The 26,141-nt window shown below is 71.4% G+C and carries 22 protein-coding genes; 20 read left to right on the top strand and 2 right to left on the bottom strand.

All coding sequences use genetic code 11. The annotated features are described in order from the left end of the window. Window positions 1-211 precede the first annotated feature (211 nt). From ACFRFC_RS16535 to ACFRFC_RS16485, 11 genes are all read left to right on the top strand, one after another. The gene (locus tag ACFRFC_RS16535; protein WP_382685416.1) at window positions 212-880 is read left to right on the top strand and encodes an AAA family ATPase; all 669 of its coding nucleotides are present in this window, start codon (window positions 212-214) and stop codon (window positions 878-880) included. A gap of 838 nt (window positions 881-1,718) precedes the next feature. Further along, on the top strand, window positions 1,719-2,510 hold the full coding sequence (locus ACFRFC_RS16530) for an enhanced serine sensitivity protein SseB (RefSeq protein WP_382685413.1): 792 nt from the start codon (window positions 1,719-1,721) through the stop codon (window positions 2,508-2,510). Window positions 2,511-2,635: 125 nt separating this feature from the next. After that, a complete protein-coding gene (locus ACFRFC_RS16525) occupies window positions 2,636-3,427 on the top strand; it encodes an enhanced serine sensitivity protein SseB C-terminal domain-containing protein (protein WP_382685411.1) in 792 nt (263 codons plus the stop codon). Window positions 3,428-3,860: 433 nt separating this feature from the next. Next, on the top strand, window positions 3,861-4,859 hold the full coding sequence (locus tag ACFRFC_RS16520) for an ABC transporter permease (RefSeq protein ID WP_382685409.1): 999 nt from the start codon (window positions 3,861-3,863) through the stop codon (window positions 4,857-4,859). A 40-nt stretch (window positions 4,860-4,899) separates the two neighbouring features. After that, window positions 4,900-6,678 carry an ABC transporter substrate-binding protein gene (locus ACFRFC_RS16515; protein WP_382685408.1) on the top strand — a complete coding sequence of 593 codons (1,779 nt, stop codon included), beginning with the start codon at window positions 4,900-4,902 and terminating at the stop codon, window positions 6,676-6,678. A gap of 69 nt (window positions 6,679-6,747) precedes the next feature. Continuing rightward, the gene (locus ACFRFC_RS16510; RefSeq protein WP_382685405.1) at window positions 6,748-7,755 is read left to right on the top strand and encodes an ABC transporter permease; all 1,008 of its coding nucleotides are present in this window, start codon (window positions 6,748-6,750) and stop codon (window positions 7,753-7,755) included. After that, entirely contained in the window at window positions 7,752-8,915 is a 1,164-nt protein-coding gene (locus ACFRFC_RS16505; protein WP_382685403.1) for an ABC transporter ATP-binding protein, read from the top strand. Before ACFRFC_RS16510 ends, ACFRFC_RS16505 begins: the two co-directional genes overlap by 4 nt. A gap of 92 nt (window positions 8,916-9,007) precedes the next feature. Next, the gene (locus tag ACFRFC_RS16500) at window positions 9,008-10,222 is read left to right on the top strand and encodes an ABC transporter ATP-binding protein (protein ID WP_382685771.1); all 1,215 of its coding nucleotides are present in this window, start codon (window positions 9,008-9,010) and stop codon (window positions 10,220-10,222) included. 63 nt (window positions 10,223-10,285) lie between these two features. Then, a complete protein-coding gene (locus ACFRFC_RS16495; RefSeq protein ID WP_382685400.1) occupies window positions 10,286-10,951 on the top strand; it encodes a trimeric intracellular cation channel family protein in 666 nt (221 codons plus the stop codon). Between the two features lie 145 nt (window positions 10,952-11,096). After that, entirely contained in the window at window positions 11,097-11,942 is an 846-nt protein-coding gene (locus ACFRFC_RS16490) for a thioesterase family protein (RefSeq protein WP_382685398.1), read from the top strand. Between the two features lie 356 nt (window positions 11,943-12,298). Further along, window positions 12,299-13,468: a cysteine desulfurase family protein gene (locus ACFRFC_RS16485; RefSeq protein ID WP_382685396.1), complete on the top strand. Its 1,170-nt coding sequence runs from the start codon at window positions 12,299-12,301 to the stop codon at window positions 13,466-13,468. 141 nt (window positions 13,469-13,609) lie between these two features. Here ACFRFC_RS16485 and ACFRFC_RS16480 read toward each other — a convergent pair whose 3' ends face one another. Next, window positions 13,610-14,323 carry an N-acetylmuramoyl-L-alanine amidase gene (locus ACFRFC_RS16480; protein ID WP_382685393.1) on the bottom strand — a complete coding sequence of 238 codons (714 nt, stop codon included), beginning with the start codon at window positions 14,321-14,323 and terminating at the stop codon, window positions 13,610-13,612. A gap of 60 nt (window positions 14,324-14,383) precedes the next feature. On the opposite strand from ACFRFC_RS16480, the gene mnmA reads away from it, so the two are divergent. Further along, window positions 14,384-15,514 carry a tRNA 2-thiouridine(34) synthase MnmA gene (mnmA, locus tag ACFRFC_RS16475; protein ID WP_382685391.1) on the top strand — a complete coding sequence of 377 codons (1,131 nt, stop codon included), beginning with the start codon at window positions 14,384-14,386 and terminating at the stop codon, window positions 15,512-15,514. Between the two features lie 43 nt (window positions 15,515-15,557). On the opposite strand, the gene ACFRFC_RS16470 is transcribed toward mnmA, so the two are convergent. Then, window positions 15,558-15,890 carry a DUF427 domain-containing protein gene (locus ACFRFC_RS16470; protein WP_382685388.1) on the bottom strand — a complete coding sequence of 111 codons (333 nt, stop codon included), beginning with the start codon at window positions 15,888-15,890 and terminating at the stop codon, window positions 15,558-15,560. 51 nt (window positions 15,891-15,941) lie between these two features. On the opposite strand from ACFRFC_RS16470, the gene ACFRFC_RS16465 reads away from it, so the two are divergent. The 8 genes from ACFRFC_RS16465 (at window position 15,942) to ACFRFC_RS16430 (ending at window position 26,141) form a co-directional block, all read left to right on the top strand. Continuing rightward, window positions 15,942-16,481 carry a TIGR00730 family Rossman fold protein gene (locus tag ACFRFC_RS16465; RefSeq protein WP_382685386.1) on the top strand — a complete coding sequence of 180 codons (540 nt, stop codon included), beginning with the start codon at window positions 15,942-15,944 and terminating at the stop codon, window positions 16,479-16,481. Between the two features lie 31 nt (window positions 16,482-16,512). Next, on the top strand, window positions 16,513-17,202 hold the full coding sequence (locus tag ACFRFC_RS16460) for an SDR family oxidoreductase (protein WP_382685383.1): 690 nt from the start codon (window positions 16,513-16,515) through the stop codon (window positions 17,200-17,202). A gap of 237 nt (window positions 17,203-17,439) precedes the next feature. Continuing rightward, entirely contained in the window at window positions 17,440-18,462 is a 1,023-nt protein-coding gene (locus tag ACFRFC_RS16455) for a methionine synthase (protein WP_382685381.1), read from the top strand. A 15-nt stretch (window positions 18,463-18,477) separates the two neighbouring features. After that, window positions 18,478-20,688, top strand: coding sequence for an NAD-dependent DNA ligase LigA (gene ligA / locus ACFRFC_RS16450; protein WP_382685379.1), 2,211 nt, complete (start codon window positions 18,478-18,480; stop codon window positions 20,686-20,688). Between the two features lie 299 nt (window positions 20,689-20,987). Beyond that, window positions 20,988-23,204 carry a putative bifunctional diguanylate cyclase/phosphodiesterase gene (locus ACFRFC_RS16445; protein ID WP_382685376.1) on the top strand — a complete coding sequence of 739 codons (2,217 nt, stop codon included), beginning with the start codon at window positions 20,988-20,990 and terminating at the stop codon, window positions 23,202-23,204. Window positions 23,205-24,097: 893 nt separating this feature from the next. Next, window positions 24,098-24,394, top strand: coding sequence for an Asp-tRNA(Asn)/Glu-tRNA(Gln) amidotransferase subunit GatC (gatC, locus tag ACFRFC_RS16440; protein WP_382685373.1), 297 nt, complete (start codon window positions 24,098-24,100; stop codon window positions 24,392-24,394). A gap of 5 nt (window positions 24,395-24,399) precedes the next feature. Further along, a complete protein-coding gene (gatA, locus tag ACFRFC_RS16435; RefSeq protein ID WP_382685370.1) occupies window positions 24,400-25,902 on the top strand; it encodes an Asp-tRNA(Asn)/Glu-tRNA(Gln) amidotransferase subunit GatA in 1,503 nt (500 codons plus the stop codon). Then, window positions 25,899-26,141 (top strand): hypothetical protein, encoded by a 243-nt coding sequence (locus tag ACFRFC_RS16430; protein ID WP_362758508.1) that lies wholly within the window; start codon window positions 25,899-25,901, stop codon window positions 26,139-26,141. Before gatA ends, ACFRFC_RS16430 begins: the two co-directional genes overlap by 4 nt.

Genomic DNA, 26,141 nt, shown 5'->3' with positions numbered 1-26,141 from the left:
CGCATCCGGGTGCGACGGCAGGGGGAGGTTTGACGGGCCATGCCCAGTGGGCACGCAGAGTGGGCACGGAGATCGGCGGCGCACGGCGACGGCTCTCTGTGGCAGGGCTGTTGCACGATGCGCACGGAAAGACGAAACACCGCGAATTACCTTCTCTTTACACTCGACGGGGAGGGAATCTCGTGAACCGCCCCAGGGGAGGACGATCACGGTGAACAGGACCACGGCGTACGCGACCACCACGGGCGCCGCGCTGCCCGAGCAGCCGACGGCCCCGGCCCGGGAGGCGTGCGGGCCGCTGCCGTCCCCCGTCCTGCGCGACCTGCGCGACCGGGCCGGCCACAGCCCTCACGCTTTGCTCTTCGGCCCCCGCGACCTGGTCGTGGTCACCGGCCTGCCCGGCAGCGGCAAGTCCACCCTGATGCGGCGCACGGTGAAAACGCTCCGCATCGACTCCCAGGACACCCGCGACCGCTGGGACCAGCGCACCCCGCGCTTCCTGCCCTACACCGCCTACCGCCCCCTCGTCCGCCTCGCCCACTACGCCGGACTGCGCCGCGCCCTGCGCAGCGGCGAGGGCGTCGTCGTGCACGACTGCGGGACCCAGGCGTGGGTGCGCGCCTGGCTGGCCCGCGAGGCCCGCCGCCGCGGCGGCAGCCTGCACATCCTGCTGCTCGACGTCACCCCGGAGCAGGCCCTCCAGGGCCAGCGCGAACGCGGCCGCGGCGTCTCCCGCTACGCCTTCCGCCGCCACCGCGGCGTCGCCTCCCGCCTCCTGCGCCGCATCCAGAAGGGCCACCTCCCCCACGCCTGCGGCTCAGCGGTCCTCCTGGACCGCGACGCGGCGAACACCCTGCGCCGGATCGGGTTCACGGGGTAGGGCGTCCGGGGTGGCGGGGCCCGGCCCTGCCCCCGTCCCAGGACCCGGCAGCTCCGGCGGCGTCAAGTGCCGCCCACCGGGGCCGGGGACGAGCACATCCGGCGGCAGCTGCCGCGCGTTCCCCTCCGGGCCGGAAGGCGCCGCGGCAGGCGCTGCCGCCGCGGCCTCGGGTCCACGGCGGCCTCGGGTCCACGGCGGCCCCGGGTCCACGGCGGCCCCGGGTCACGGCGGCCCCGGGTCACGACGGCCTCGGGTCCACGGCGATCCCGGGTCCATGGCGGCCCAGGGCCACGGCGGCCCGGGTCCACGGCGGTCCGGTACGGGGGGTTCCGCTCCGGGGGGTTCCGCTCCGGGCCCTGGCCCTGCGGCTCCGGCGGCCCGCACCGTCCGACTCGGCCAGGACGACAGACGCCCGACGTCAAGTACCGCCTGCCACGGGCCTGGGCCCCGGACCTCACCCTGGGCCGTGTCCCGGCCCATACCTCGCCCTCGGTCGTGTCCCGGTCCCGGACTTCGCTCTCTGCCGCGCCCCGGCCCCGGACCTTGCCTCCGCCGTGCCCTGGCCCGGACCTCGCTCTGGGGCGTGTACCGGTCCCGGGCGGGCGCCTCTGAGTGTGCCCCGGCTCCGACCTCGCCTTCCGCCGTGCCTCGGCCAGCCCCCCGCCCCCGGTCGTGCCCCGGCCCCGCGCCCGCCCCCCGTTCGCGCCCGTCCAGGCCCCCGCCCCCCGTCGCGCCCCGGCGAGGATCCCCCCGGTCCGGCCCCGCCCCGGCCCCGCAACCGTTAGCCTTTCCACGCACAGATCGCAGTGGTATGTGGTACTCGGCAGGCGGTAGGCAGATGGACTTCCCGGCGGATCTTCCCGCGGACTTTCCGGCACAGGCGCACCCCCATCCGCATGGTGGCTGGCCCGGCAATGAGCTGGAGGAGGTGCTCTCCGCCGCTCTCGGGGTGCCGTCGGCCGGAGGGCGGATCGTCGAGGTGCTCGGCCGCAGCTTCCTGTGGGTGCCGCTGCCCAACGGCGGCGGTCCGCGCAGCGGGCCCCTCGACCTGCCCACCACGGAGATCGACGGCCAGGCGTACGTCCCGGTGTTCAGCTCCGAGGAACAGTTCCGCCAGGTCGTCGGGCACCACATGGCGTACACCATCGCGCCCGCCGTGGAGTTCGCGCGCGGGCTGCCGCCGCAGGCCGGGATCGTGATCAACCCCGGGGGAGTGGTGGGCATCCCGCTGCCGCCGCCCGCCGTCGCGGAGCTGTGCCGGGCGGGGCGCAGTGCGCTGGACGGCCCGGCGAACGGCGGCCGGGTGCGGCTGTTCGAACCCGACTGGCAGGACGACCCGGTGGACTTCCTGGCCGCCGCGTCCGCCGAATTCGCCGCCCTCGGTGTCGTCCTGACGGCCCGCCGCTGCCTCGCCGCCATCGAGACCGCCGACCCGGTGCTGTTCATCGGCGTCGAACTCACCCAGCGCGACGGCGACCTCAGGGCGCTGCCGCTGGCCGCCCTGGAGCGCGCGGTGACCGGCGCGGCGCCCAAGTGGCCGGTCAATCTGGTCCTGTTGGACGTGACCCAGGACCCGGTGGGCGAGTGGATGCGCGAAACCGTCCGCCCGTTCTACACACAGGGCCACTGAACCGGGGCCGCCGGAACCCGCGCCCGCGCAGCCGCATCGACCCCCGATCCGGCAGGCCCACGTAAGCTAGTGTCGCGGTCGAAAAAAGGGCGTTGCAAGCAGGCCACGAAGGGGCGGGGAAGACAGTGAGCGCGAGCGGCACCGCCGCAACCGGCCAGGTCGAGCACGCCCTGCGGCAGGTGACGCCGGGCCGCTACGACAGTTACGAGGCGCTGCTGCACGCCCTGGCGACCCCGGCCGCGGGCCAGATCTGGATGCTGCTCTGGCACGGCCAGGCCGGCTCCCCCGACGCCCAGTACGGGAACATGGAGGTGGAGGGCCACGCGTACGCCCCCTGTGTGACCTCCGCCCAGGAGCTGTCGGCGAGCGGCTGGAACCGTTCGTACGAAGTGGTCGGCGCCCTCGATGTGGCCCGCACCCTCTACCCCGACCACTACGGCCTGTGGCTCAACCCGCACGCACCCGGCGGGGGCGTCGGCATCCCGTGGCTGGATCTGCGCCGGATCGCCACCGGCCTGGACCGCCAGCCCGCCGGACCGCTGCGGCTGGCCGAGCCGGCCGTCGAGGTCCCCCAGTTCTACGCGCTGCTGGCGCAGAACGCCCACCGCACCCCCGCGCTGCGCTCACTGCGCCGCGCCTGGGTGCAGCCGGCGCTCGGAGCGCCGTATCTCGCCATCGGTCTTGAGGTGTACGAGACCTCGCCGACCGCCGTCGACGCGGTGCGCGCGATGATGCAGCAGTCGATCGGCGCCTGCCCGGACGGGCTGCCGGTGTCGACGGTGGCCATGTCGGACGAGTACTGCCCGGTCGCGATGTGGATGCGGGCCAACGCCCGCCCGTTCTACGACCGTGAGGCCCACGCGCCGGCCCAGGCGCCCGGGGTGGGCTACGGGTACCCCGCGCCGGGGGCGTACTGACGCTCGCGGTGGCCTGAACCCCGTCACTCCACACCACCTCAATCCCGGCGAATGTCCTGATTCACCCCCGTCACGCACCCTTGGGGCGCCCCGACGCCCGGTCACGCTACGCGGGTTGACAACCGCCGGGGGCCGAGGGTGAGAATCCGCATGCCGTGGCCGGGTGATCGGATAACGGATTGCCAGGCGCAGTATCACGGTTGCGCATACTTTCCCCGGCAGACCTGGCGGGTGATCGCGAAGACGTTGAAGACTCCCGACCCAGGTACCGGGCTACAGCGCGCGGACAGGTTCGGCGCGGGCAATGTCGACAAGTCGTGTGAACCGCCGGAGCGCGGGCCCCATCCGGGTCCGTACCGGCCGCAAGTGAACCAAATCCGCACACAGCGGCAGGCGTAGGCCGGTCACCACCGGCGAGAGGGGTCAGGTCACTGTGACCGCACCGATCGACATCACGGGTACGGCGGCCGAGGCGCAGCCGGAAGCCGTGCTCTCGGGAGTGGACAAGGCACAGATCGAAGGCCGCTCCCTGGGGCAGATCGCCTGGACGCGTTTCAAGAAGGACAGAGTCGCCGTCGCGGGCGGTGCCATCGTTGTCCTGCTGGTGCTGATCGCGGCGCTGTCCCGCCCCATCCAGGCGCTCTTCGGCCTGGACCCGAACGCCCTGAACCAGGACCTCATCGACCCCAACACCTCCCTGCCGCTGGGCAGTTTCGGCGGGATGAGCCTCGATCACCCGCTCGGTGTCGAGCCCAAGTTCGGGCGGGACATCGCCACCCGGATCCTGGAGGGCTCCTGGGTCTCCCTGGTCGTCGCCTTCGGCGCCACCATCCTGTCCAACACCCTCGGCACGGTCCTCGGCGTGGTCGCCGGCTACTACGGCGGCCGGGTCGACACGATCATCAGCCGGCTGATGGACACCTTCCTCGCCTTCCCGCTGCTGCTGTTCGCCATCGCCATCTCGGCGAACCTCCAGGGCGGCGCGTTCGGCCTGGAAGGGCTGCCGCTGCACATCGGCGTACTGATCTTTGTGATCGGCTTCTTCAACTGGCCCTATCTGGGGCGTATCGTCCGCGGCCAGACCCTCGCCCTGCGCGAGCGCGAGTTCGTCGACGCGTCCCGGGGCATGGGCGCCCGGGGGCCGTACATCCTCTTCCGGGAACTGCTCCCGAACCTGGTCGGCCCGATCATCGTCTACTCGACGCTGCTCATCCCGACCAACATCCTCTTCGAGGCCAGCCTGAGCTTCCTCGGTGTCGGTATCCAGCCCCCGCAGGCGTCGTGGGGCGGCATGCTCAACCAGGCGGTCAGCTACTACCAGGTCGATCCCCAGTACATGATCGTGCCCGGTCTCGCCATCTTCATCACCGTCCTGGCGTTCAACCTGCTCGGCGACGGTCTCCGTGACGCTCTCGACCCACGCAGCCGCTGATCCGCGGCCTCACCGGGAGCGCAGCCAAGTTTTTCCGACAATGGAGGGGAAGCAGACCATCATGAGAAGGTCAGCACTGGCCGCGGTCGCGGCCATAGGCTCCGTGAGCCTGGTGCTCGCGGGATGCAGCAAGGCCGACGACGGCGGTGGCGACGACGGCAGCAACACGCCGGCCGCCGGCGCCGACGCCGCGACCAAGGACGTCGTCAACGCCTCCACGCAGCAGGGCGGAACGGTCACCTACGAGTACGCGGACGTGCCGGACTCGTTCGACCCCGGCAACACGTACTACGCGTACATGTACAACTTCAGCCGGCTCTACGCCCGCCCGCTGATGACCTTCCAGCCGGGCGCCGGCGAGAAGGGCAACGAGCTGGTCCCGGACCTGGCCGAGAGCCCCGGTGTGCCCAGCGACGGCGGCAAGACCTGGACGTACAAGCTGCGCTCGGGCCTGGAGTACGAGGACGGCACGGCGATCACGTCCGAGGACGTCAAGTACGCCGTCGAGCGCTCCAACTTCGCCCGTGACGTGCTCTCCCTCGGCCCCAACTACTTCCAGCAGTTCCTGGAGGGCGGCGAGGACTACAAGGGCCCCTACAAGGACACCAGCGCCGAGGGGCTCGCGTCGATCGAGACGCCGGACGACACCACCATCGTCTTCCATCTCAACCGCGCCTTCCAGGAGTTCGACTACCTGGTGGCCACCCCGCAGACGGCTCCGGTGCCGCAGGCCAAGGACACCGGCATCGACTACGTCAAGGACATCGTGTCCTCCGGCTCGTACAAGTTCGAGACCTATGAGGAGGGCAAGCAGGTCACCCTGGTCCGTAACGAGAACTGGGACGCGGCGACCGACCCGCTGCGCAAGCAGTACCCGGACAAGATCGTCGTGAATCTGAAGGTCAACCCGGAGACCATCGACCAGGACGTCATGGCCGGCGAGGCCATCGACCTCGGCGGGACCGGCGTCCAGGCCGCCACCCAGGCGAAGATCGTCAATGACGAGGACCTCAAGGCCAGCACCGACAACACCTACGGTGGCCGGCTGGTCTACATGGCGATCAACACCGAGCTGGCCCCGTTCGACAACGTCGCCTGCCGCAAGGCCGTCGAGTACGCCATCGACAAGGTCTCGGTGCAGACCGCCAACGGCGGCCCGATCCGCGGTGACATCGCCACCACCGTCCTGCCGCCCGACATCCCCGGCTACGCCGAGTCGGACATCTACGCCACCACGGACAGCAAGGGCGATGTCGACAAGGCCAAGGAGCAGCTGACGGCCTGCGGCGAGGAGACCATCACCACCAACATCACCGCGCGCAGCGACCGTCCGCAGGAGATCGACGCGGCGACCGCGATCATCGACTCGCTGAAGAAGGTCGGCATCGACGCCACCCTCAAGCAGTACCCGTCGGGCAAGTACTTCACCGACTACGCGGGTGTGCCGGAGTTCGACAAGGAGCAGAACGTCGGCCTGATGATGATGCAGTGGGGTGCCGACTGGCCGTCCGGCTACGGCTTCCTCCAGCAGATCCTGCACGGTGACGCGATCGGCGCGTCCGGCAACACCAACCTCTCGCAGCTCGACAACGCGGACGTGAACGCGCTGCTGGAGGAGTCGATCGCGACCGAGGACCCGACCGCGCGCACCGACATGTACGCGCAGATCGACCAGAAGACGATGGAAGAGGCGGCACTCGTCCCGCTGACCTACTTCAAGGTTCTGCTGTTCCGCCCGGCGAACTTCACCAACCTGGTGTCCTCGGCGGCCTTCAGCGGTCAGTACGACTACCTCAACATCGGCACGACCAAGAAGTAGCCCCGGAAGGCAGGTGAAGGCATTGGTGCCCGCGGGCCTCGCGGCCCGCGGGCACCGGCGCCGGTCCCCGTGATCTCGTACATCCTCCGCCGGACGATCGCCGCGGTGATCCTGCTGCTGGTCGTCACCGCGGTCACCTTCGGCATCTTCTTTCTGCTGCCGCGGATGGCCGGCCAGACCGTCGACCAGCTGGCCCAGCAGTACATCGGGAAGAACCCGACGCCCGAGGACATCGCCGCGGTCAAGCGCAATCTCGGACTGGACCAGCCCGTCTACGTCCAGTTCTGGCACTTCATCAAGGGGATTGTGGTGGGCGCCACCTACGACCTCGGCCCCACCACGGCGCGCTGTGAGGCGCCGTGCTTCGGCTACTCCTTCAAGACGCATGTCGAGGTCTGGCCGCAGCTCACCTCCCGCCTGCCCGTGACGATCTCACTGGCGGCCGGTGCCGCGGTGCTGTGGCTGCTGTCCGGGGTGACGGCGGGTGTGGTCTCCGCCCTCAAGCCGGGCTCGTTCCTCGACCGCACCTTCATGGGTATCGCCCTGGCCGGGGTGTCGCTGCCCATGTTCTTCACCGGCAACCTGGCCCTGCTGCTGTTCACCTTCGAGTTCCCGATCTTCGGACGCACCTATGTGCCGTTCACCGAGAACCCCTCCCAATGGGCCAACACCCTCTTCCCCGCCTGGTGCTCCCTCGCCCTGCTCTACTCGGCCATCTACGCGCGGCTCACCCGCTCGGGGATGCTGGAGACCATGAACGAGGATTTCATCCGCACGGCACGAGCGAAGGGCCTGCGCGAACGCAAGGTCGTGCTGCGGCACGGGCTGCGCGCCGCGCTCACCCCGATCATCACCGTGTTCGGCATGGACGTCGGCCTGCTGCTCGGCGGCGCGCTGATCACCGAGACGGTGTTCTCGCTGCACGGCATCGGTGAGTACGCCGTCCAGTCGATCCAGGACAACGACCTGCCCCCGATCCTCGGCGTCACCCTGTTCGCCGCCTTCTTCGTCGTGATCGCAAATCTCCTGGTGGACCTGCTGTACGCCGCCGCCGACCCGCGGGTGAGGCTCTCGTGACCGAACTGTCCAAGACCGGCGCCACGACGGGTGCCGAGGCCGGTGCCAAGACCGGTGCCAAGACCAGTGGCGCGACCGGCGCCGCGACCGGGGAGACCGTCCCCGCCGACACCTCCGCGAGCACCTCCCGGGCCTTCCTGGAGGTCCGCGATCTCAAGGTGCACTTCCCCACTCACGACGGTGTGGTCAAGTCCGTCGACGGGCTCAGCTTCACCCTGGAGAAGGGCAGGACCCTCTCCATCGTGGGCGAGTCCGGCTCCGGCAAGTCCGTCACCTCGCTGGCGATCATGGGACTGCACCGGCTCGGCGCCCGCGGCAAGAACGTCCGGATGTCCGGCGAGATCTGGCTCGACGGCAAGGAACTCGTCGCCGCCGACCCCGACGAGGTCCGCCGGCTGCGCGGCCGCGAGATGGCGATGATCTTCCAGGATCCGCTCTCCGCGATGCACCCCTACTACACGGTCGGCAGCCAGATCGTGGAGGCGTACCGCGTCCACCACGCCGTCAGCAAGAAGATCGCCCGCAAGCGGGCCGTCGAGATGCTCGACCGGGTCGGCATCCCCGAGCCCGCCAAGCGCGTCGACGGCTACCCGCACGAGTTCTCCGGTGGCATGCGCCAGCGCGCGATGATCGCGATGGCGCTGGTCAACAACCCCGAACTGCTCATCGCCGACGAGCCCACCACCGCCCTCGACGTCACCGTCCAGGCGCAGATCCTCGACCTCATCCGCGACCTCCAGAAGGAGTTCGGCTCCGCGGTCGTCCTGATCACCCATGACCTGGGGGTGGTCGCCGAGATCGCCGATGACGTCCTGGTGATGTACGGCGGCCGGTGCGTGGAGCGCGGCGGCGTCCAGGAGATCTTCGAACGCCCCCAGCACCCGTACACCTGGGGTCTGCTGGGCTCGATGCCCCGCATCGACCGGGAGACCTCCGACCGGCTCGTCCCGGTCAAGGGCCAGCCGCCGAGCCTGATCAACGTCCCCTCGGGCTGCGCCTTCCACCCCCGCTGCCCGTACGCGGACGTGCCCAAGGGCGAGGTCACCCGTACCGTGCGCCCCGAATTGCAGCAGGTCGGCGGCGGACACTGGTCCGCCTGCCACCTCTCGACCGAGGACCGTACGCGGATCTGGACCGAAGAGATTGCGCCGAAGCTGTGAGTGACACGACGAACGAACCGACGGGCGTCACGGATGCGAACTCCGTCGTGGACGCGGCGGAGGTCACCGGGGACGCCCTGACCGAGCCGGGCGTGGGGTCCAGGATCCCGCGTCAGGCCGAGCCGTCCGGTGGGCGCGAGGTGATCCTCAGGGTCGAGGGCCTCCAGAAGCACTTCCCGATCCACAAGGGGCTGCTCCGGCGGCAGGTCGGGGCCGTCAAGGCGGTCGACGGCCTCGACTTCGAGGTGCGCCGGGGCGAGACCCTCGGCGTGGTCGGCGAGTCCGGCTGCGGCAAGTCGACCATGGGCCGGGTCATCACCCGGCTCCAGGACCCGACCGGCGGCCGGATCGAGTTCGAGGGCACGGACATCACCTCCCTGAACCCGGCCGGGATGCGCCCGCTGCGCCGCGACATCCAGATGATCTTCCAGGACCCGTACGGCTCCCTCAACCCGCGGCACACCATCGGCGGGATCGTCTCGGCGCCGTTCCGGCTCCAGGGCGTGGAGCCCGAGGGCGGGGTCAAGAAGGAGGTCCAGCGGCTCCTGGAACTGGTCGGCCTGAGCCCCGAGCACTACAACCGCTACCCGCACGAATTCTCCGGCGGCCAGCGCCAGCGCATCGGCATCGCCCGCGCGCTCGCCCTCAAGCCGAAGCTGGTCGTCGCGGACGAGCCGGTCTCCGCGCTGGACGTGTCCATCCAGGCGCAGGTAGTGAACCTGATGGCCGACCTCCAGGCGGAACTCGGCCTGACCTATGTGATCATCGCGCACGACCTCTCGGTCGTCCGGCATGTCTCGGACCGGATCGCGGTGATGTACCTCGGCAAGATCGTCGAGCTGGCCGACCGGGTCTCGCTCTACCAGGCGCCGATGCACCCGTACACCAAGGCCCTGATGTCGGCGGTGCCGGTCCCGGACCCGTCCCGACGCGGTGTCAGGAGCGAACGCATCCTGCTGCGCGGCGACGTCCCCTCGCCGATCTCGCCGCCGAGCGGCTGCCGTTTCCACACCCGGTGCTGGAAGGCGACGGAGATCTGCACGGCCAAGGAACCGCCGCTCATCGAGTTGCGCCCCGGTCAGCAGGTGGCCTGCCACCACCCGGAGAACTTCGCGGACCAGGCCCCGCAGGACACGGTCCTGCTGACCGCCGCGAAGAGGGCGGCGGAGCTGGTGGCGGACGAGGTACTGGCGGAGTCGGCGGGGACGAGTACGGCGGCTACGGGGGCGGCGGACGCGGGGGGTTCCGAGGATTCGGCGACGGCCACCCCGAAGTCCCCAGCATCCTCGGCGTCCGACGAGAAGTAGGCCACACCCGGCCCCTGCCTTGTTTCGCAAGGTGGGGGTCGAGTGGTGGGTAAGAATGGAAGGGTGCTCGAACCGTTCTACAGCCCTTCCGTCCAGCACACGCTCGACCTGATCGGCATCTTCGTCTTCGCGATCTCCGGCGCCCTGCTGGCGGTCCGCAAGAACTTCGACATCTTCGGCATCGTCGTCCTCGCCGAGGTCACCGCGCTCGGCGGCGGCCTGTTCCGGGACCTGGTGATCGGCGCGGTGCCGCCGACCGCCTTCACGGACGTGGGCTACTTCGTCACCCCGATGTTCGCCGCCCTGCTGGTGATCTTCCTCCACCCCCAGGTGGAGCGCATCCAGACCGGCGTGAACGTGTTCGACGCGGCGGGCCTCGGCCTGTTCTGCGTGACGGGCACGATCAAGGCGTACGAGTACGGACTCGGCCTGCACGCGGCGGCGGCCCTCGGCCTCGCGACCGCCGTCGGCGGCGGTGTCCTGCGGGACGTCCTGGCGAACGAGGTCCCCTCACTGCTGCGCTGGGACCGCGATCTGTACGCCGTCCCCGCGATCGTCGGCGCCCTGCTGGTGGTGGCCTGTATCCACTACGCCGTCCTGACCCCGCTGACCAGCGGACTCGCGGCGCTGACGGCGTTCGTGCTGCGGCTGCTGGCGATGCGCTACCACTGGCGGGCGCCACGGGCGTGGAACCGCCGGTCGACCGTGCGGGAGGGGGAGGGGGCGTGAGTGTGGGGTGTGGTCTTTGACGTAGAGCGGGCTGGGCCTGGCGAGGGCGTGGCGAGGGTCTGGCGAGCGCGTGGCGAGGGCCATGCGGCAATGGCCCGGCGGTCAAAGCTACCGCTTAGTATGCGACTGTTGTACGGTTACCGGCATGGCACAGGCATCCCGGGCGACCATCGGCGACAGCGAGTTCGACCGCGACACGGCGGTGACCAGGCGTTCCGAGGGCGTCTACGACCTCGACCTCTCCGCCGGCTGGACGATCAGCAACGCCGTCAACGGCGGCTATCTGCTGGCCGCCCTGGGCCGTGCCCTCGCGGACGCCCTGCCGCACCCCGACCCGTTCACCGTCTCCGCGCACTATCTGACGGCCTCGCAGCCGGGCCCCGCCGTGATCCGCACGGAGCTGATCCGCTCCGGCCGCACCCTCTCCACCGGCCAGGCGTCCCTCTTCCAGTACGACGACCAGGGCCGCGAGATCGAACGGATCCGGGCCCTGGCCTCCTACGGCGACCTCGACGGACTCCCGGACGACGTCCGTACGTCGGCGAAGCCGCCCGTGATCCCGCCGGTCGAGCAGTGCTTCGGCCCCCAGGACGCGCCCTCGCCGCTGCCGGGCAAGGCGGCGATCACCGACCGCCTGATGATCAAGCTGGACCCGTCGACGCTGGGGTGGGTGCTGGGGCAGCCGTCCGGCAAGGGGGAGATGCGCGCCTGGTTCGGTCTGGCCGACGGCCGGGCCCCTGACCCGCTGTCCCTGCTGCTGGCGGTGGACGCCCTCCCGCCGACCGCCTTCGAACTGGGCATCAAGGGCTGGGTCCCCACGGTCGAGCTGACCGTCCACGTCCGCTGCCGCCCCGCCCCCGGCCCGCTGCGGGTGTCCCTCACCACCCGCAATCTGGCCGGCGGCTTCCTGGAGGAGGACGCCGAGGTCTGGGACAGCGCGGACCGGCTGGTGGCACAGTCGCGGCAGCTGGCGCGGGTACGGACGGGCTGAATCACGGGGCTCACCCTCGGTGATCGGGCTCACCCTCGGTGATGCCGGCCGGCCGCGAGCGGATCGCCTCGCGCACCGGGCGTACCTCGCCGTGCTGTCAGCGCGCGGCGGAAACGTATGTGAGCCGGTTGTTCGGCGACGTGACAGGCGATCAGATCGACCGTCCCGAGGATGCGTTCCTCGCCGTCGCGGGCCTGTGCCACCGCCACCCGGCTGCTGGGCCTGCCGGACGCCGAGGGGGTGACTCATGCCGTGCGGTCGACAACTGTTCTCCGGAATCGCCCGGGGGTGTGGCGGGCGGGACCCGTCGGCCCCCTCGTCGTGGGCCCGCCCCCGCGCCGTAGAATCGGCACACCATGGCTTATCTCGACCACGCCGCGACCACTCCGATGCTCCCGGAGGCGGCAGAGGCACTCACCGCCCAGCTGGGCATCACGGGCAATGCCTCTTCCCTCCACGCGTCCGGCCGCGCGGCCCGGCGTACGGTCGAGGAATCCCGGGAGGCCCTCGCGGAGGCGCTCGGCGCCCGCCCCAGCGAGGTCGTCCTCACCTCGGGCGGCACCGAGGCCGACAATCTCGCCGTGAAGGGCCTGTACTGGGCCCGCCGCGACGCCGACCCGGCCCGCACCCGGGTCCTCGCCAGCCCCGTCGAGCATCACGCCGTCCTCGACGCCGTGCACTGGCTCGGCGAACACGAGGGAGCGACCGTCGAATACCTCCCGGTCGACGCCTACGGGCGGGTGCACCCGGGCGCGCTGCGTGAGGCCATCGCCCGCAACCCGGACGATGTCGCCCTCGCCACGGTCATGTGGGCCAACAACGAGATCGGCACGGTGCTGCCGGTCCGGGAACTCGCCGACGTGGCCGCCGAGTTCGGCATCCCGCTGCACTCCGACGCCGTGCAGGCGTTCGGGCAGGTCCCCGTCGACTTCGCCGGGTCCGGACTCGCCGCGATGACCGTCTCCGGGCACAAGATCGGCGGGCCGTACGGCATCGGCGCGCTGCTGCTCGGCCGGGAGTACACCCCCGTACCCGTGCTGCACGGCGGTGGCCAGGAGCGGCATGTGCGCTCCGGCACGCTCGATGTGCCCGCGGTCGCCTCCTTCGCCGTCGCCGGGCGGCTGGCCACCGGGCATCGGGAGTGGTTCGCCCGCGAGATCGGCGCGCTGCGGGACCAGTTGGTCGACGCGGTGCGCACCGCTGTGCCCGACGCGATCCTCGGGGGGGATCCGGCGCCGGGGGGGCGGCTGCCGGCCAACGCGCATTTCACCTTTCCGGGGTGTGAGGGGGACTCGTTGCTCCTGCTGCTGGACGCTCAGGGGATCCAGTGCTCCACCGGGTCCGCCTGTACGGCGGGGGTGGCGCAGCCCAGCCATGTGCTGCTGGCCACGGGGGTGGATGCGGAGCTGGCTCGGGGGACGCTGCGGTTCTCTCTCGGGCATACGTCCACGGGGGCGGATGTGGAGGCTGTGGCGAAGGCGATCGGGCCGGCGGTGGAGCGGGCTCGGGCGGCGGGGCTGAGTTGAGGTAGTGGGGGCAGGTGGGGGGTGGGTGGTGCCGGTGGTGGGGTCTCTGCCGCGCCGTTGTGGCTGGTCGCGCAGTTCCCCGCGCCCCTAAGGGGGTGGCGCGCAAAGCGTTTCCCGGTGCGGCCCGCCGACGATCGGTGCTCAGGGCGTCTGCGCAGGTGTCGGTGTCAGTGTCGCTGTGACGGCGTTTCTCACCAGGGTCAGGTAGTGGTCCCAGTCCCAGTGGGGGCCCGGGTCCGTGTGGTCCGTGCCCGGGACCTCCACGTGGCCGATGATGTGCTCGCGGTCGACGGGTATGTCGTAGCGGCGGCATATACCGGCGGTCAGGAGCGCGGACGCCTCGTACATCGCGTCCGTGAGGTCCTCCGGGCGGTCCACGAAGCCCTCGTGCTCGATGCCGACACTGCGTTCGTTGTAGTCCCGGTTGCCCGCGTGGTAGGCCACGTCCAGCTCGCGGATCATCTGGGTGATCTCGCCCTCCTGGCTCACGATGTAGTGCGCCGCCGCGCCGTGCCCCGGGTCCTGGAAGACCTGCACCGCGCTCGCGTAGCTGCCCTGGGTGACATGGACGATCACCATGTCCACCGCGTAGTCACCGGGGCGGTCCGCGCGCCGCCAGTTCGCCGGGGACGCCGCCACCCAGCGTGCCCCCTGGAAGTCCACCGCCCCCTCCACCCGAGGCTTGTCCACCCCAGGCACCTGCCACCACAGGCGCGACAACTGGTCGTGCGCCACCCACGCCCCCGCGCCGACCGCCACCGCCGCACCGCCGATGATCAGTGACCGCCGGCCGATCCCCCCGCCGGAGCCGGGAGCCCTTGTCTCCTCCGCGCGCTCCTCCATGTGCTCCCTCATGTGATCGAGAACGGATACTCGCGGGCCCTGGTTCCCGCGCCCCCTTACCCTTGAGGGGTTATGACTGACACCTCGCTGCGCTCCCGTCCCCTTCGCGTCCTCGCCGCCATGTCCGGCGGTGTCGATTCCGCCGTCGCCGCCGCCCGTGCCGCCGAAGCGGGGCACGACGTGACCGGCGTCCATCTCGCGCTCTCCGCGAACCCGCAGTCCTTCCGCACGGGCGCGCGGGGCTGCTGCACCATCGAGGACTCCCGGGACGCCCGCCGCGCGGCGGACGTCATCGGCATCCCGTTCTACGTGTGGGACCTCGCCGACCGCTTCCGTGAGGACGTGGTCGAGGACTTCATCGCCGAGTACGAGGCGGGCCGTACGCCCAATCCGTGCCTGCGCTGCAATGAGAAGATCAAGTTCGCGGCGCTGCTCGACAAGGCCCTCGCCCTCGGCTTCGACGCGGTGTGCACCGGCCACTACGCCCAGGTGATCGTCAACGCCGACGGCAGCCGCGAACTGCACCGCGCCTCGGACCTGGCCAAGGACCAGTCGTACGTCCTCGGGGTGCTGGACGACCGGCAGCTCGCGCACGCGCTGTTCCCGCTCGGCGACACCGTCACCACCAAGGACGAGATCCGCGCGGAGGCCGAGCGGCGCGGCCTCGCCGTCGCCAAGAAGCCCGACTCGCACGACATCTGCTTCATCGCCGACGGCGACACCCAGGGCTTCCTCGCCGGCCGCCTCGGCAAGGCCGAGGGTGACATCGTGGACGAGTCCGGCAACCGCCTCGGCACCCACGAGGGCGCCTACGGCTTCACCATCGGCCAGCGCAAGGGCCTGCGCCTGGGCACCCCGGCCCCCGACGGCAAGCCGCGCTACGTCCTGGACATCTCCCCGGTCGACAACACCGTCACGGTCGGCCCGGCCGCCGCCCTCGACGTCACCGGCCTCACCGCCGTCCGCCCCCGCTGGTGCGGCGCGCCCCCCGCCGGCCCCGGCACCTACACGGCCCAGCTCCGCGCCCACGGCGGCGAGACCGAGGTCCGCGCGGAGGTCGTGGACGGCGAGGAGCTGCGGGTCCGCTTCGCCGAGCCCGTGCGCGGGGTGGCCCCCGGCCAGGCGATCGTGCTGTACGACGGCACGCGCGTGGTGGGCTCGGCGACGATCGCGGCCACCACGCGCGCGACGGCGGCGGTCTGATCTACGGGTCTGGGCTACGGGGTCTGGTCTGCGGGGGTCTGGTCTACGGGGTCTGATCCAGCTCGACCCGGTAGAAGCACAGGTGGTCCTTGATCCGCGCCACGTCGGTCTTGGGCTCGGGGTACGACCACACCAGATCGGGAGCGTCCGGCAGCGACCAGTAGGACGCCGTGCCCTTGAAGGGGCAGTAGCTGTGGGTGTCGGAGGATGTGAGCAGGTCGAGGCGTACGTCCTCGGCCGGGATGTAGTAGCGCGGGGGACAGCCGGTCTCGTTCAGTACGAGGGCCCGGTCGGTCTCGGCGAGCACCTGGTCGCCGTGCACCGCCCGTACCCGCTGGTCGCTGGGCTCGATGGTGATCGTGTGTCCGTCGGTCATACCGGGGAAAGCGCGTGACGGGCCCCGGTTCTTCCCCCGTACGGTGTGCGCATGAACATCTGTGTCTTCCTCTCCGCCGCCGACCTCGCCGACCGCTACACCCGCCCCGCGCGCCAGTTCGCGGAACTGATGGGCAAGGGCGGGCACACGCTGGTGTGGGGCGGTTCGGACACCGGCCTGATGAAGGTCGTCGCCGACGGGGTTCAGGAGACCGGCGGGCGCCTGGTGGGGGTCTCGGTGGAGTTCCTGGCGGCCAGGGCGCGGGCCGGCGCGGACGAGATGGTGATCGCGCGGGACCTCGCCGAGCGCAAGAAGCTGCTCCTGGACAAGGCGGACGCGGTGGTGGTCATGGTCGGCGGCACCGGCACCCTCGACGAGGCCACCGAGATCCTGGAGCTGAAGAAGCACCGGCACACCGACAAGCCGGTCGTCCTGCTCAACACCGCCGGTTTCTACGACGGGCTGAAGGAGCAGTTCCGGCGCATGGAGGACGAAGGATTCCTGCCGGTTCCCCTGACGGAGCTGGTGTTCTTCGCCCAGGAGCCGGTGGGGGCGCTGGCGTACCTGGAGGAGAGCCAGGGGGTCGTCTGACACCCCCTCGCCGTGATGCGAGCATGGCGGCATGGCTACACATGTGATCACCGGGGCCGGTTCCGGTATCGGCGCGGCCGTCGCCCGGCGGCTGCACGCGCGCGGGGACGCTGTCGTGCTGCACGCGCGCGACGCGGCTCGCGCCAAGCAGCTCGCGGCGGCGTTCCCGGGCGCCCGGACCCTGGTCGGTGACCTCGCCGAGCCCTCTCGGCTCAGTTGGGCGTTCTCCCACCAGTCGCTGCCCGACCGGGTGGACTCCCTTCTGCACATCGCCGGAGTGATCGACCTCGGAGCGGTCGGTGACCTCACGCCGAAGACCTGGCGCCACCAGCTCGACGTCAACCTCGTCGCGCCCGCCGAGCTGACCCGCCTCTTCCTGCCCCAGCTGCGGGCCGCCCGCGGCCATGTCCTCTTCGTCAACTCCGGCGCGGGGCTGCGGGCCGCCGCCGACTGGTCCGCGTACGCCGCCTCCAAGCACGGCCTGAAGGCCCTCGCCGACTCCCTGCGCCACGAGGAGCACGGGAACGGGGTGCGGGTCACCTCGGTGTACCCCGGCCGCACGGCGACGCCCATGCAGGCCCGCACCCATCAGCAGGAGGGCAGGGAGTACGACCCCACCGCCTGGATCGACCCCGAGTCGGTCGCGACGACGATAGTGACGGCACTGGACCTGCCGAGGGACGCGGAGATGAACGACGTGACGATCCGGCCGGGGCGGTGAGGGGGGTGTTTCGGGGGTGTGACTTCTTGTCCGGCCGAGACGGGGGGTGGTGGGCTGGTCGCGCGGTTCGCCGCGCCCTTGGGGGGACTTCTTGTCCGACCGAGACGGGTGGGTGGGCATAGGTCCGGGGGTCTGGGGGCGGAGCCCCCAGGGGGGTGCCCGGGACGCGGGGGAGTCGGATCGGGCCGGTGAGAGCGGGGGGCGGTCGCTGCCCGGAGGGTTACGTACGCTTCGGGGGTGAGCGACAACACTCCCCGCTACGGCGGAGCAACCGGCGTCGGTTCGATGCCCGGCGGTGACGCCCGAGAGGCCGCCAAGACCGTCACCGGTACCTTCGAGGACTTCCCGTACCTTCCCGAGCTGCCCGCCCGAGGCCCCGGCGCGGACATGATCGGCCGCACCGCAGGACTCCTGGTCGAGCTGTACGCGCGCGTGGAGCCCAGCGGCTGGCGCCTCGGTGACCGGCCCGGACGGGACACCAGGCGGGCCCGCTCCTGGCTCGGCGAGGACCTGGACGCGCTGGAGGAGTGCACGCAGGACCACCGGGGCCCGCTCAAGGTCCAGGCGGTCGGCCCCTGGACCCTCGCCGCCGCACTGGAGCTGCGCAACGGCGAGGCGGTCCTCTCCGACCCCGGCGCCTGCCGCGACCTCGCCGCCTCCCTCACCGAGGGCCTGCGGCTGCATCTGGCGGAGATCCAGCGCCGTATCCCCGGCGCCCGGCTGGTGCTCCAGCTCGACGAGCCGTCGCTCACCCCGGTGCTGCGCGGGCACGTGCGGTCCGCCAGCGGCTACCGGACCCACCGGTCGGTCGACCGGCAGGTCGTGGAGGCCACCTTGCGCGACGTGATCGGGGCGCACCCCGACGGCCATGATCGCCCGGCCGGCTCGGTCGTCGTCCACTCCTGCGCGCCGGACGTCCCCTTCGCGCTGCTGCGCCGGGCCGGGGTGACGGGCGTCTCCTTCGACTTCTCGCTGCTCACCGAGCGTGACGACGAGGTGATCGGTGAGGCCGTGGAGGCCGGGACCCGGCTGTTCACGGGTGTCGTGCCGGGCACGGACGGCCCATTGTCAGACCCTGCCGGTAGCGTCATGGGTGTCAGGACGCTGTGGCGCAGGCTGGGGCTGCATCCGGGGCTGCTCGCGGATGCCGTCACGGTCACGCCGACGTGCGGTCTCGCGGGCGCTTCCCCCGAGTACGCGCGCAAGGCCCTCGCCCACTGCGTCCAGGCGGCGAGATCCCTCGCGGACAACCCAGAGTAACGGGAGGACCAAACGGTGGCCGGCGACAAGCAAGCGGAGACGACGGCGGTGCCCGCCGAGGCACGCGATCAGCACGCCCAGCTCTCGGAGCAGGTCGAGGAGCACCGCTTCCGGTACTACGTGAACGACGCCCCCGTCGTCAGCGACGCGGAGTTCGACCGACTCCTGAAGACCCTGGAGGCGCTGGAGGAGCGGTACCCGGAGCTGCGTACGCCCGACTCCCCGACCCAGCAGGTCGCGGGGTCCTACGAGACGGAGTTCACGACCGTCGAGCACCGCGAGCGGATGCTGTCGCTCGACAACACCTTCAACGACGAGGAGCTGGCCGCCTGGGCGGACCGCATCGCGCGCGAGCTGGGCGAGCAGGAGTACCACTTCCTGTGCGAGCTGAAGGTCGACGGCCTCGCGGTCAATCTCACCTACGAGCACGGCAGGCTCACCCGCGCGGCGACCCGCGGCGACGGCCGCGAGGGCGAGGACATCACCCCCAACGTCCGTACGATCGCCGACATCCCGGACCGGCTGCACGGCGAGCGGGTTCCCGACCTCGTGGAGATCCGCGGTGAGGTCTACTTTCCGATGGACGGGTTCGCGGCGCTCAACGCCCGTCTGGTGGAGGCCGGTGACAAGCCGTTCGCCAACCCGCGCAACGCGGCGGCCGGTTCGCTGCGCCAGAAGGACCCGCGCGTCACCGCGACCCGCCCGCTGCACATGGTGGTGCACGGCATCGGCGCCCTCGCGGGCTTCGACGGCCTCAGCCGGCTCTCGGAGGCGTACGCCCTGCTCAAGACCTGGGGCCTGCCCACCTCCCCGCACAACAGGGCGGTCGACGACCTCGACGCCGTACGGGCGTTCATCTCCCACTACGGCGAGAACCGCCACTCGGTGGAGCATGAGATCGACGGTGTGGTCGTCAAGCTGGACGAGATCCGGCTCCAGGGGCGGCTCGGCTCCACGGCCCGCGCGCCGCGCTGGGCGATCGCGTACAAGTACGCGCCGGAGGAGGTCAACACCAAGCTGCTCAACATCCGGGTGGGTGTCGGCCGTACCGGCCGGGTCACGCCGTACGCGCAGGTGGAGCCGGTGACGGTGGCCGGTTCCGAGGTCGAGTTCGCCACCCTGCACAACCAGGAGGTGGTCAAGGCCAAGGGGGTGCTCATCGGGGACACGGTGGTGCTGCGCAAGGCCGGTGATGTGATCCCGGAGATCCTCGGCCCGGTGGCCGATCTGCGCGACGGCAGCGAGCGCGAGTTCGTGATGCCCGCCGAGTGCCCCGAGTGCGCTACGCCGCTGCGGCCGATGAAGGAGGGCGACATCGACCTGCGCTGTCCGAACGCGCGAGGGTGCCCGGCACAGTTGCGGGAGCGGCTGTTCTACCTCGCGGGCCGCAAGTCACTGGACATCGAGCACTTCGGCTATGTCGCGGCCGCCGCCCTCACCAAGCCGCTGGAGCCGGCGGATCCGCCGCTGGCCGACGAGGGCGATCTGTTCGACCTGACCGTGGAGCAGCTGCTGCCCATCAAGGCGTATGTCCTGGACCAGGACAGCGGGCTGCCCAAGCGGGACCCGAAGACCGGCGAGGAGAAGATCGCCACGGTCTTCGCCAACCAGCAGGGCGAGGCGAAGAAGAACGCGCTCGCGATGCTGGAGAACATCGCCGCCGCCAAGGAGCGTCCCCTGGCCCGGCTCCTGACCGGGCTGTCGATCCGTCATGTCGGCCCGGTGGCCGCCGCGGCTCTCGCACGTGAGTTCGGCTCGATCGAGAGAATCGAGCTGGCGAGTGAGAAGGAGCTGGCGGACACCAATGGTGTGGGCGAGATCATCGCCGCCTCGCTCAAGGAGTGGTTCGCCGAGGACTGGCACCGGGAGATCCTGCGCAAGTGGAAGGCCGCGGGGGTCCGGATGGAGGAGGAGCGCTCCGCCGAGGACGAGGGCCCGCGTCCGCTGGAGGGGCTCACGGTGGTGGTGACCGGCACCCTGGAGCACCACACAAGGGACGGCGCCAAGGAGGAACTCCAGCGGCGTGGAGCAAAGGTGACCGGTTCGGTTTCGAAGAAGACGGCATTCGTCGTCGTAGGGGACAATCCGGGGTCGAAGTACGACAAGGCGATGCAGCTGAAGGTGCCGGTGCTGGACGAGGACGGGTTCGCCATCCTGCTCGAACAAGGGCCCGAGGCCGCGTCGGAAGCCGCGCTTCCGGTCGAGGAGGCGCCGAGCGACGGCTGAGGGACGGGCGGAGACGGGCGCGCCGAGGCCACGAAAGAGCGGTCGAAGGCCACCCGTTCGGCGCATATCAGATGCATAAGGGCGGCCGGGGCGCATTCGGGCAACCGTCGACGACCGCTGCCCGAGGAAGCCTTCCGCGGCCTACTGTTGAGATGTGCGCCTGCCGTGCCCAGCCGCGGTCGGGGCAGTCCCCGTGCTGTTCAGGAGCCGGGGAAAGAGCTTTTCGACGCGGTGCCGTGGGTGGATGTCGGGCATCGGGCCGCGTGGCGTGGGCACCGCCGGCCGTGAGAGGGACGGGAATGGAACCGACCGAGAGCGCCGCCCGGGAGTCATGGCTGCGCCGACTGGCCGGCGTCTGGCGAGGGGGCCTGACGGCGCTGTCCCGCACCGGCGCACCGGGACGGGAGGGGGCGCGAACTCCGGCTGGTGCGCCGCCGGTCACCGTGCCGCTGCCCGCCCTGCACAGCGCCACCCTGGCCGACGGCCACGGCGACGGTGAACGGCACCAGTCCTGGCCCGCGTTGCCCGCCGCGGTCGTCGGCGCGGCGGCCTTCGCCCTCGGCGCCGGTTTCTACCGGGCCTTCACCACCCACCAGGCGCTGTTCCCGTCCGGCGCGGTCGGCTGGTCGCTGGCCGTGCTGACCGGGATCGTCGTCGGCCATCTGGTGCTGCTCGGCCGCGCCCGCTGGAGCGGCGGCACCGGCTCCGGCGCCGCCCTCACCCTCGCCGTACTGCTGCTGTACGGCTGGCTGCCCGCCGGCCTGGTCAGCCTCACCGTGGTCGTGCTCGTCGGCATAGCCCGGCACCACCGCTGGCGCCAGGGCGTGCTCAACGGCGCGGTCGACATCCTCGGCATCGGCGCCGCCGCCCTGCTGCGGTCCTTCTTCGGCCCGGTGCCCTCGGTGGAGCGGCCCTGGCTGCCCGAGACCTGGACCCTCTACACCGCCACCGACGTGATCCTGGTCGCGCTCGCCTATCTCGCCGTCACCCGCGCCCTGCTGTGGTACCTGCACACCCCGCGGGCCGGCAAACTGCCCACCGTCGCCCGCACCACCCTGATCAGACACGGCCTGGTGGCCCTCGCGCTGCTCGGGATCGCGCCGCTGATCTGTGTCATCGCCATCGCCAAGCCGATCCTGCTGCCGCTGTTCGCGATGCCCCTCATCGCCCTCGACTCCACGCTGTGGATGGCCCGCGCCCGCGCCGAGGAGCAACTGCGCGACCCGCTCACCGGGCTGCCCAATCGGCAGTGGCTGCTGGAGCGGATCTGGACCGCGCTGGACGACGCCGAACGCATCGGCGCCCGCGCCGCCCTGATGCTGATCGACCTCGACCGGTTCCGTTCGGTCAATGACACGCTCGGGCATCTCGCCGGGGACCGGCTGCTGCTCCAGACCGCCGACCGGGTGCGCAAGGCGCTGCCGCGCGGGGCGGAGGTCGCGCGGCTCGGCGGTGACGAGTTCGCCGTCCTGCTGCCGGTCGCCGACTCGACGACGTCCGCGACCCGGATCGCCCGTTCCATCGTCGCCGAACTCAGCTCCCCGCTCGACCTCGACGGACTCACCCTGGTCCTGGAGGCCAGCGCCGGGGTCGCCGTCTTCCCCGATCACGCGCTCGACGCCGAGGGGCTGCTGCGGCGCGCGGATGTCGCGATGTACCAGGCGAAGCGGGACCGTACGGGCGTGGAGGTCTACGAGTCCAAGCGGGACTCCAACACCCCGGACCGGCTCGGGCTGCTGGCCGATCTGCGGCGCGCGCTGGACGCCCACGAGGTGCGGCTCCACTACCAGCCCAAGGTGCGCTTCGACGGCGAGGTCGCGGGGCTGGAGGCGCTCGTGCGGTGGGTGCATCCGGAGCGCGGGAAGGTGCCGCCGGACGAGTTCATCGCCATCGCGGAGTCCTCGGGGCTGATGCCGCAGCTGACGGAGTACGTGCTGGACACCGCGCTCGCGCAGGTCGCGCGGTGGCGGGCGCAGGGGCTGTTCGTGCCGGTCGCGGTGAATGTCTCGCCGCGCGATGTGCACACGCCGGGCTTCGCCGGGTCCGTCGCCGCGCGCCTCGCCCGGCACGGGGTGCCCGCGGGGGCGCTCCAGCTGGAGATCACCGAGCATGTGCTCCTGGAGGATCCGCAGCGGGCCGCGGACACCCTCGCCGGGCTGACCGGGCACGGGGTGAAGATGTCGCTGGACGATTTCGGTACGGGGTACTCGTCGCTGGTGCATCTGCGGCGGCTGCCGGTGAGCGAGCTGAAGATCGACCGGTCGTTCGTGGCGCGGCTCGCGGTGGACACCGAGGACGCGGAGATCGTGCGGTGCACGGTGGATCTCGCGCATTCGCTGGGGCTGCTGGTCGTCGCGGAGGGGGTGGAGGACGACGAGACGTGGGAGCGGCTGCGGGATCTCGGGTGTGATGCGGTGCAGGGGTGGCTCGTCGCTGCGGCGATGCCGCCGGAGGAGATGACGGCGTGGTTGCGGGCTCGGGGGGCCCAGCGGGAGCCTGCGGCGCTTCCGGAGTGATTTTCCCACCCCGCCCGCCCGTTTCCACCCAGATCACCGGTGACCGTCGCCCGTGGGGCCCACCCGCCGTCGGCGGCCACCCGTCAGCGGGCCGCTTCGCGTCCGCCCCCGGCGGGCCCCCGGCCCGGCCGTGGGCGCCCGCCCCGGCTGGCCCTTCGGCGCCGGCTATAGACGGCCGCCCTGGTCGGTCCTTCGGCGTCGTTGTGGATGTCCGCCCTGGTCGGTCCTTCGGGGCCGGACATGGATGTCCGCCCCGGTCGGCCTTCGGCCTCGTCCGCAGGCCCGACCTGGGCGACCTGGCCCGGCTGCCCAGCACACGCCCCCTGCCGGGGCGGCCTCGCTCGGCTGCCTAGCACACGCCCCCTGCCGGGGCGGCCTCGCTCGGCTGCCTAGCAGAGGCCCTCAGCCGCGCGGCTCCGCCCGGCCGCCCAGCACCGGCCCCCCCGCCGAACGATTCCGCCCGGCTGCCCGCCGCAGGTCGGTTCGTGTTTGCCCCGGTACCTGTTCAGGTCCCGAGTCCGCGCCCTGGCGGTCCCTCGGCCCCGCCTCGGGCACCCCGCCCGCCCCGGCGCCCGCCCCACCCGGGCGATTCGCGTCCGCCCCGGCGGCTCCCGGCACCGGGCCGGTTCGCGCCCGCCCGGTGCCCCCGCGGCCCACGCCGACAGCAGTCCCCACCCCCACCACAGGAAGCCCCGGACCCTGCACCCCCACCTCCAGGCACCCCCACCCCACATACCTCAACCTCACCCCCAACCCCCTCCACACGCCCCCACCCCACGCACCCCAACCCCCTACACGCACCCCCCATCCCCCAACCGTTTAACAGCCCCCCACCCCCTCCCCCTAGGATTGAGGCCAAACCGCACACATTCACTCACCCTGAGGATCGCTGCATGCCTGGCATCACGCGCGAGGAGGTCGCCCACCTCGCACGGCTGGCGCGTCTGGAGCTGAAGGGCGAAGAGCTAGACCACTTCGCCGGTCAGCTGGACGACATCATCGGCGCGGTCGCCCGCGTCAGTGAGGTCGCCGACCAAGACGTACCGCCGACCTCCCATCCGCTGCCGCTGACCAACGTCATGCGGCCGGACGAGGTCCGTCCCTCGCTCACCCCCGCGCAGGCGCTCTCCGGCGCCCCGGCCCAGGAGCAGCAGCGTTTCAAGGTGCCGCAGATCCTGGGAGAGGAGTGACCGCCATGACGGACCAGAACAGCATCATCAGGCTCACCGCGGCCGGCATCGCCGCGAAGATCGCCTCCGGCGAGCTGACCGCCGTCGAGGTCACCGAGGCCCATCTGGCCCGGATCGAGGCCGTCGACGAGAAGGTGCACGCCTTCCTGCACGTCGACCGCGAGGGCGCCCTCGCCCAGGCCCGTGCAGTCGACGAGAAGCGGGCGCGCGGCGAGCGGCTCGGCCCGCTCGCCGGGGTTCCGCTCGCGCTCAAGGACATCTTCACCACGGAGGGGATTCCCACCACCGTCGGGTCGAAGATCCTGGAAGGGTGGATCCCGCCCTACGACGCCACCGTCACCCGGCGGCTCAAGGCCGCCGACGTGGTCATTCTCGGCAAGACCAACATGGACGAGTTCGCCATGGGGTCGAGCACCGAGAACAGCGCCTACGGGCCGACCGGCAATCCCTGGGATCTGACGAAGATTCCCGGCGGTTCCGGAGGCGGGTCCTCCGCCGCGCTCGCCGCCTACCAGGCCCCCCTCGCCATCGGCACCGACACCGGCGGCTCCATCCGCCAGCCGGCCGCCGTCACCGGCACGGTCGGCGTCAAGCCCACCTACGGGGCGGTGTCCCGGTACGGCATGGTCGCCTTCTCCTCGTCCCTGGACCAGGGCGGCCCCTGCGCCCGTACGGTGCTCGACGCGGCGCTGCTGCACGAGGTGATCGCCGGGCACGACCCGCTGGACTCCACCTCCATCGACGCCCCCGTCCCCCCCGTGGTCGAGGCCGCCCGCAACGGCAGCGTCGCCGGGATGCGCGTCGGCGTCGTCAAGCAGTTCCGGGGAGAGGGCTACCAGGCCGGGGTCATCCAGCGGTTCGACGAGTCGGTCGAGCTGCTCAAGGGGCTCGGCGCCGAGATCGTAGAACTGGACTGTCCGTCCTTCGACCTCGCCCTCTCCGCGTACTACCTGATCGCGCCCTCCGAGTGCTCCTCCAACCTCGCCCGCTTCGACGGCCTGCGCTACGGCCGCCGTACGGGCGACGACGGCACCCACTCGGCGGAGGAGGTCACCTCGCTCACCCGCGAGGCCGGCTTCGGCCCCGAGGTCAAGCGCCGGATCATGCTCGGCACCTACGCGCTGTCCAGCGGCTACTACGACGCCTACTACGGCAGCGCCCAGAAGGTCCGTACGCTGATCACCCGCGACTTCGAGAAGGCGTTCGAGCAGGTCGACGTGATCGTCTCGCCGACCACCCCGACCACCGCCTTCGCGATCGGTGAGCGCGCCGACGACCCGATGGCGATGTATCTCGCCGATCTGTGCACCATCCCCACCAACCTGGCGGGCAACGCGGCCATGTCGCTGCCCTGCGGACTCGCCCCCGAGGACAACCTCCCGGTGGGTCTCCAGATCATCGCCCCGGCGACCAAGGACGACCGGCTGTACAAGGTCGGCGCCGCCGTCGAGGCCGCGTTCGTGGAAAAGTGGGGGCATCCACTGCTGGAGGAGGCACCGTCGCTGTGAGCAACGCACTGTCGAAGGCCAAGGGCTTCAAGAAGTCCAAGTCCGGTACGTACCTGTCCATGGCCACCACCGCGTTCGGCGCGGTCGGTGTCGCCAAGCAGATCAAGAAGGCCCGCGCCGAGCATGACAACCTACGGCTGATCGACGCCACCGTGTCCGCCGTCGCGATCGTCACCGGCCTCGCCATCCTCTACCGCGAGCTGAAGCGGCTGGGCGACGACGATGTCCTGCTGGGCTGA

The sequence above is a fragment of the Streptomyces sp. NPDC056734 genome, assembly GCF_042790455.1.
In the GTDB taxonomy this organism is placed as follows: domain Bacteria; phylum Actinomycetota; class Actinomycetes; order Streptomycetales; family Streptomycetaceae; genus Streptomyces.
The sequence above is the reverse complement of the archived record's forward strand: the minus strand, read 5'-3'. Positions and strand labels throughout refer to the sequence as shown.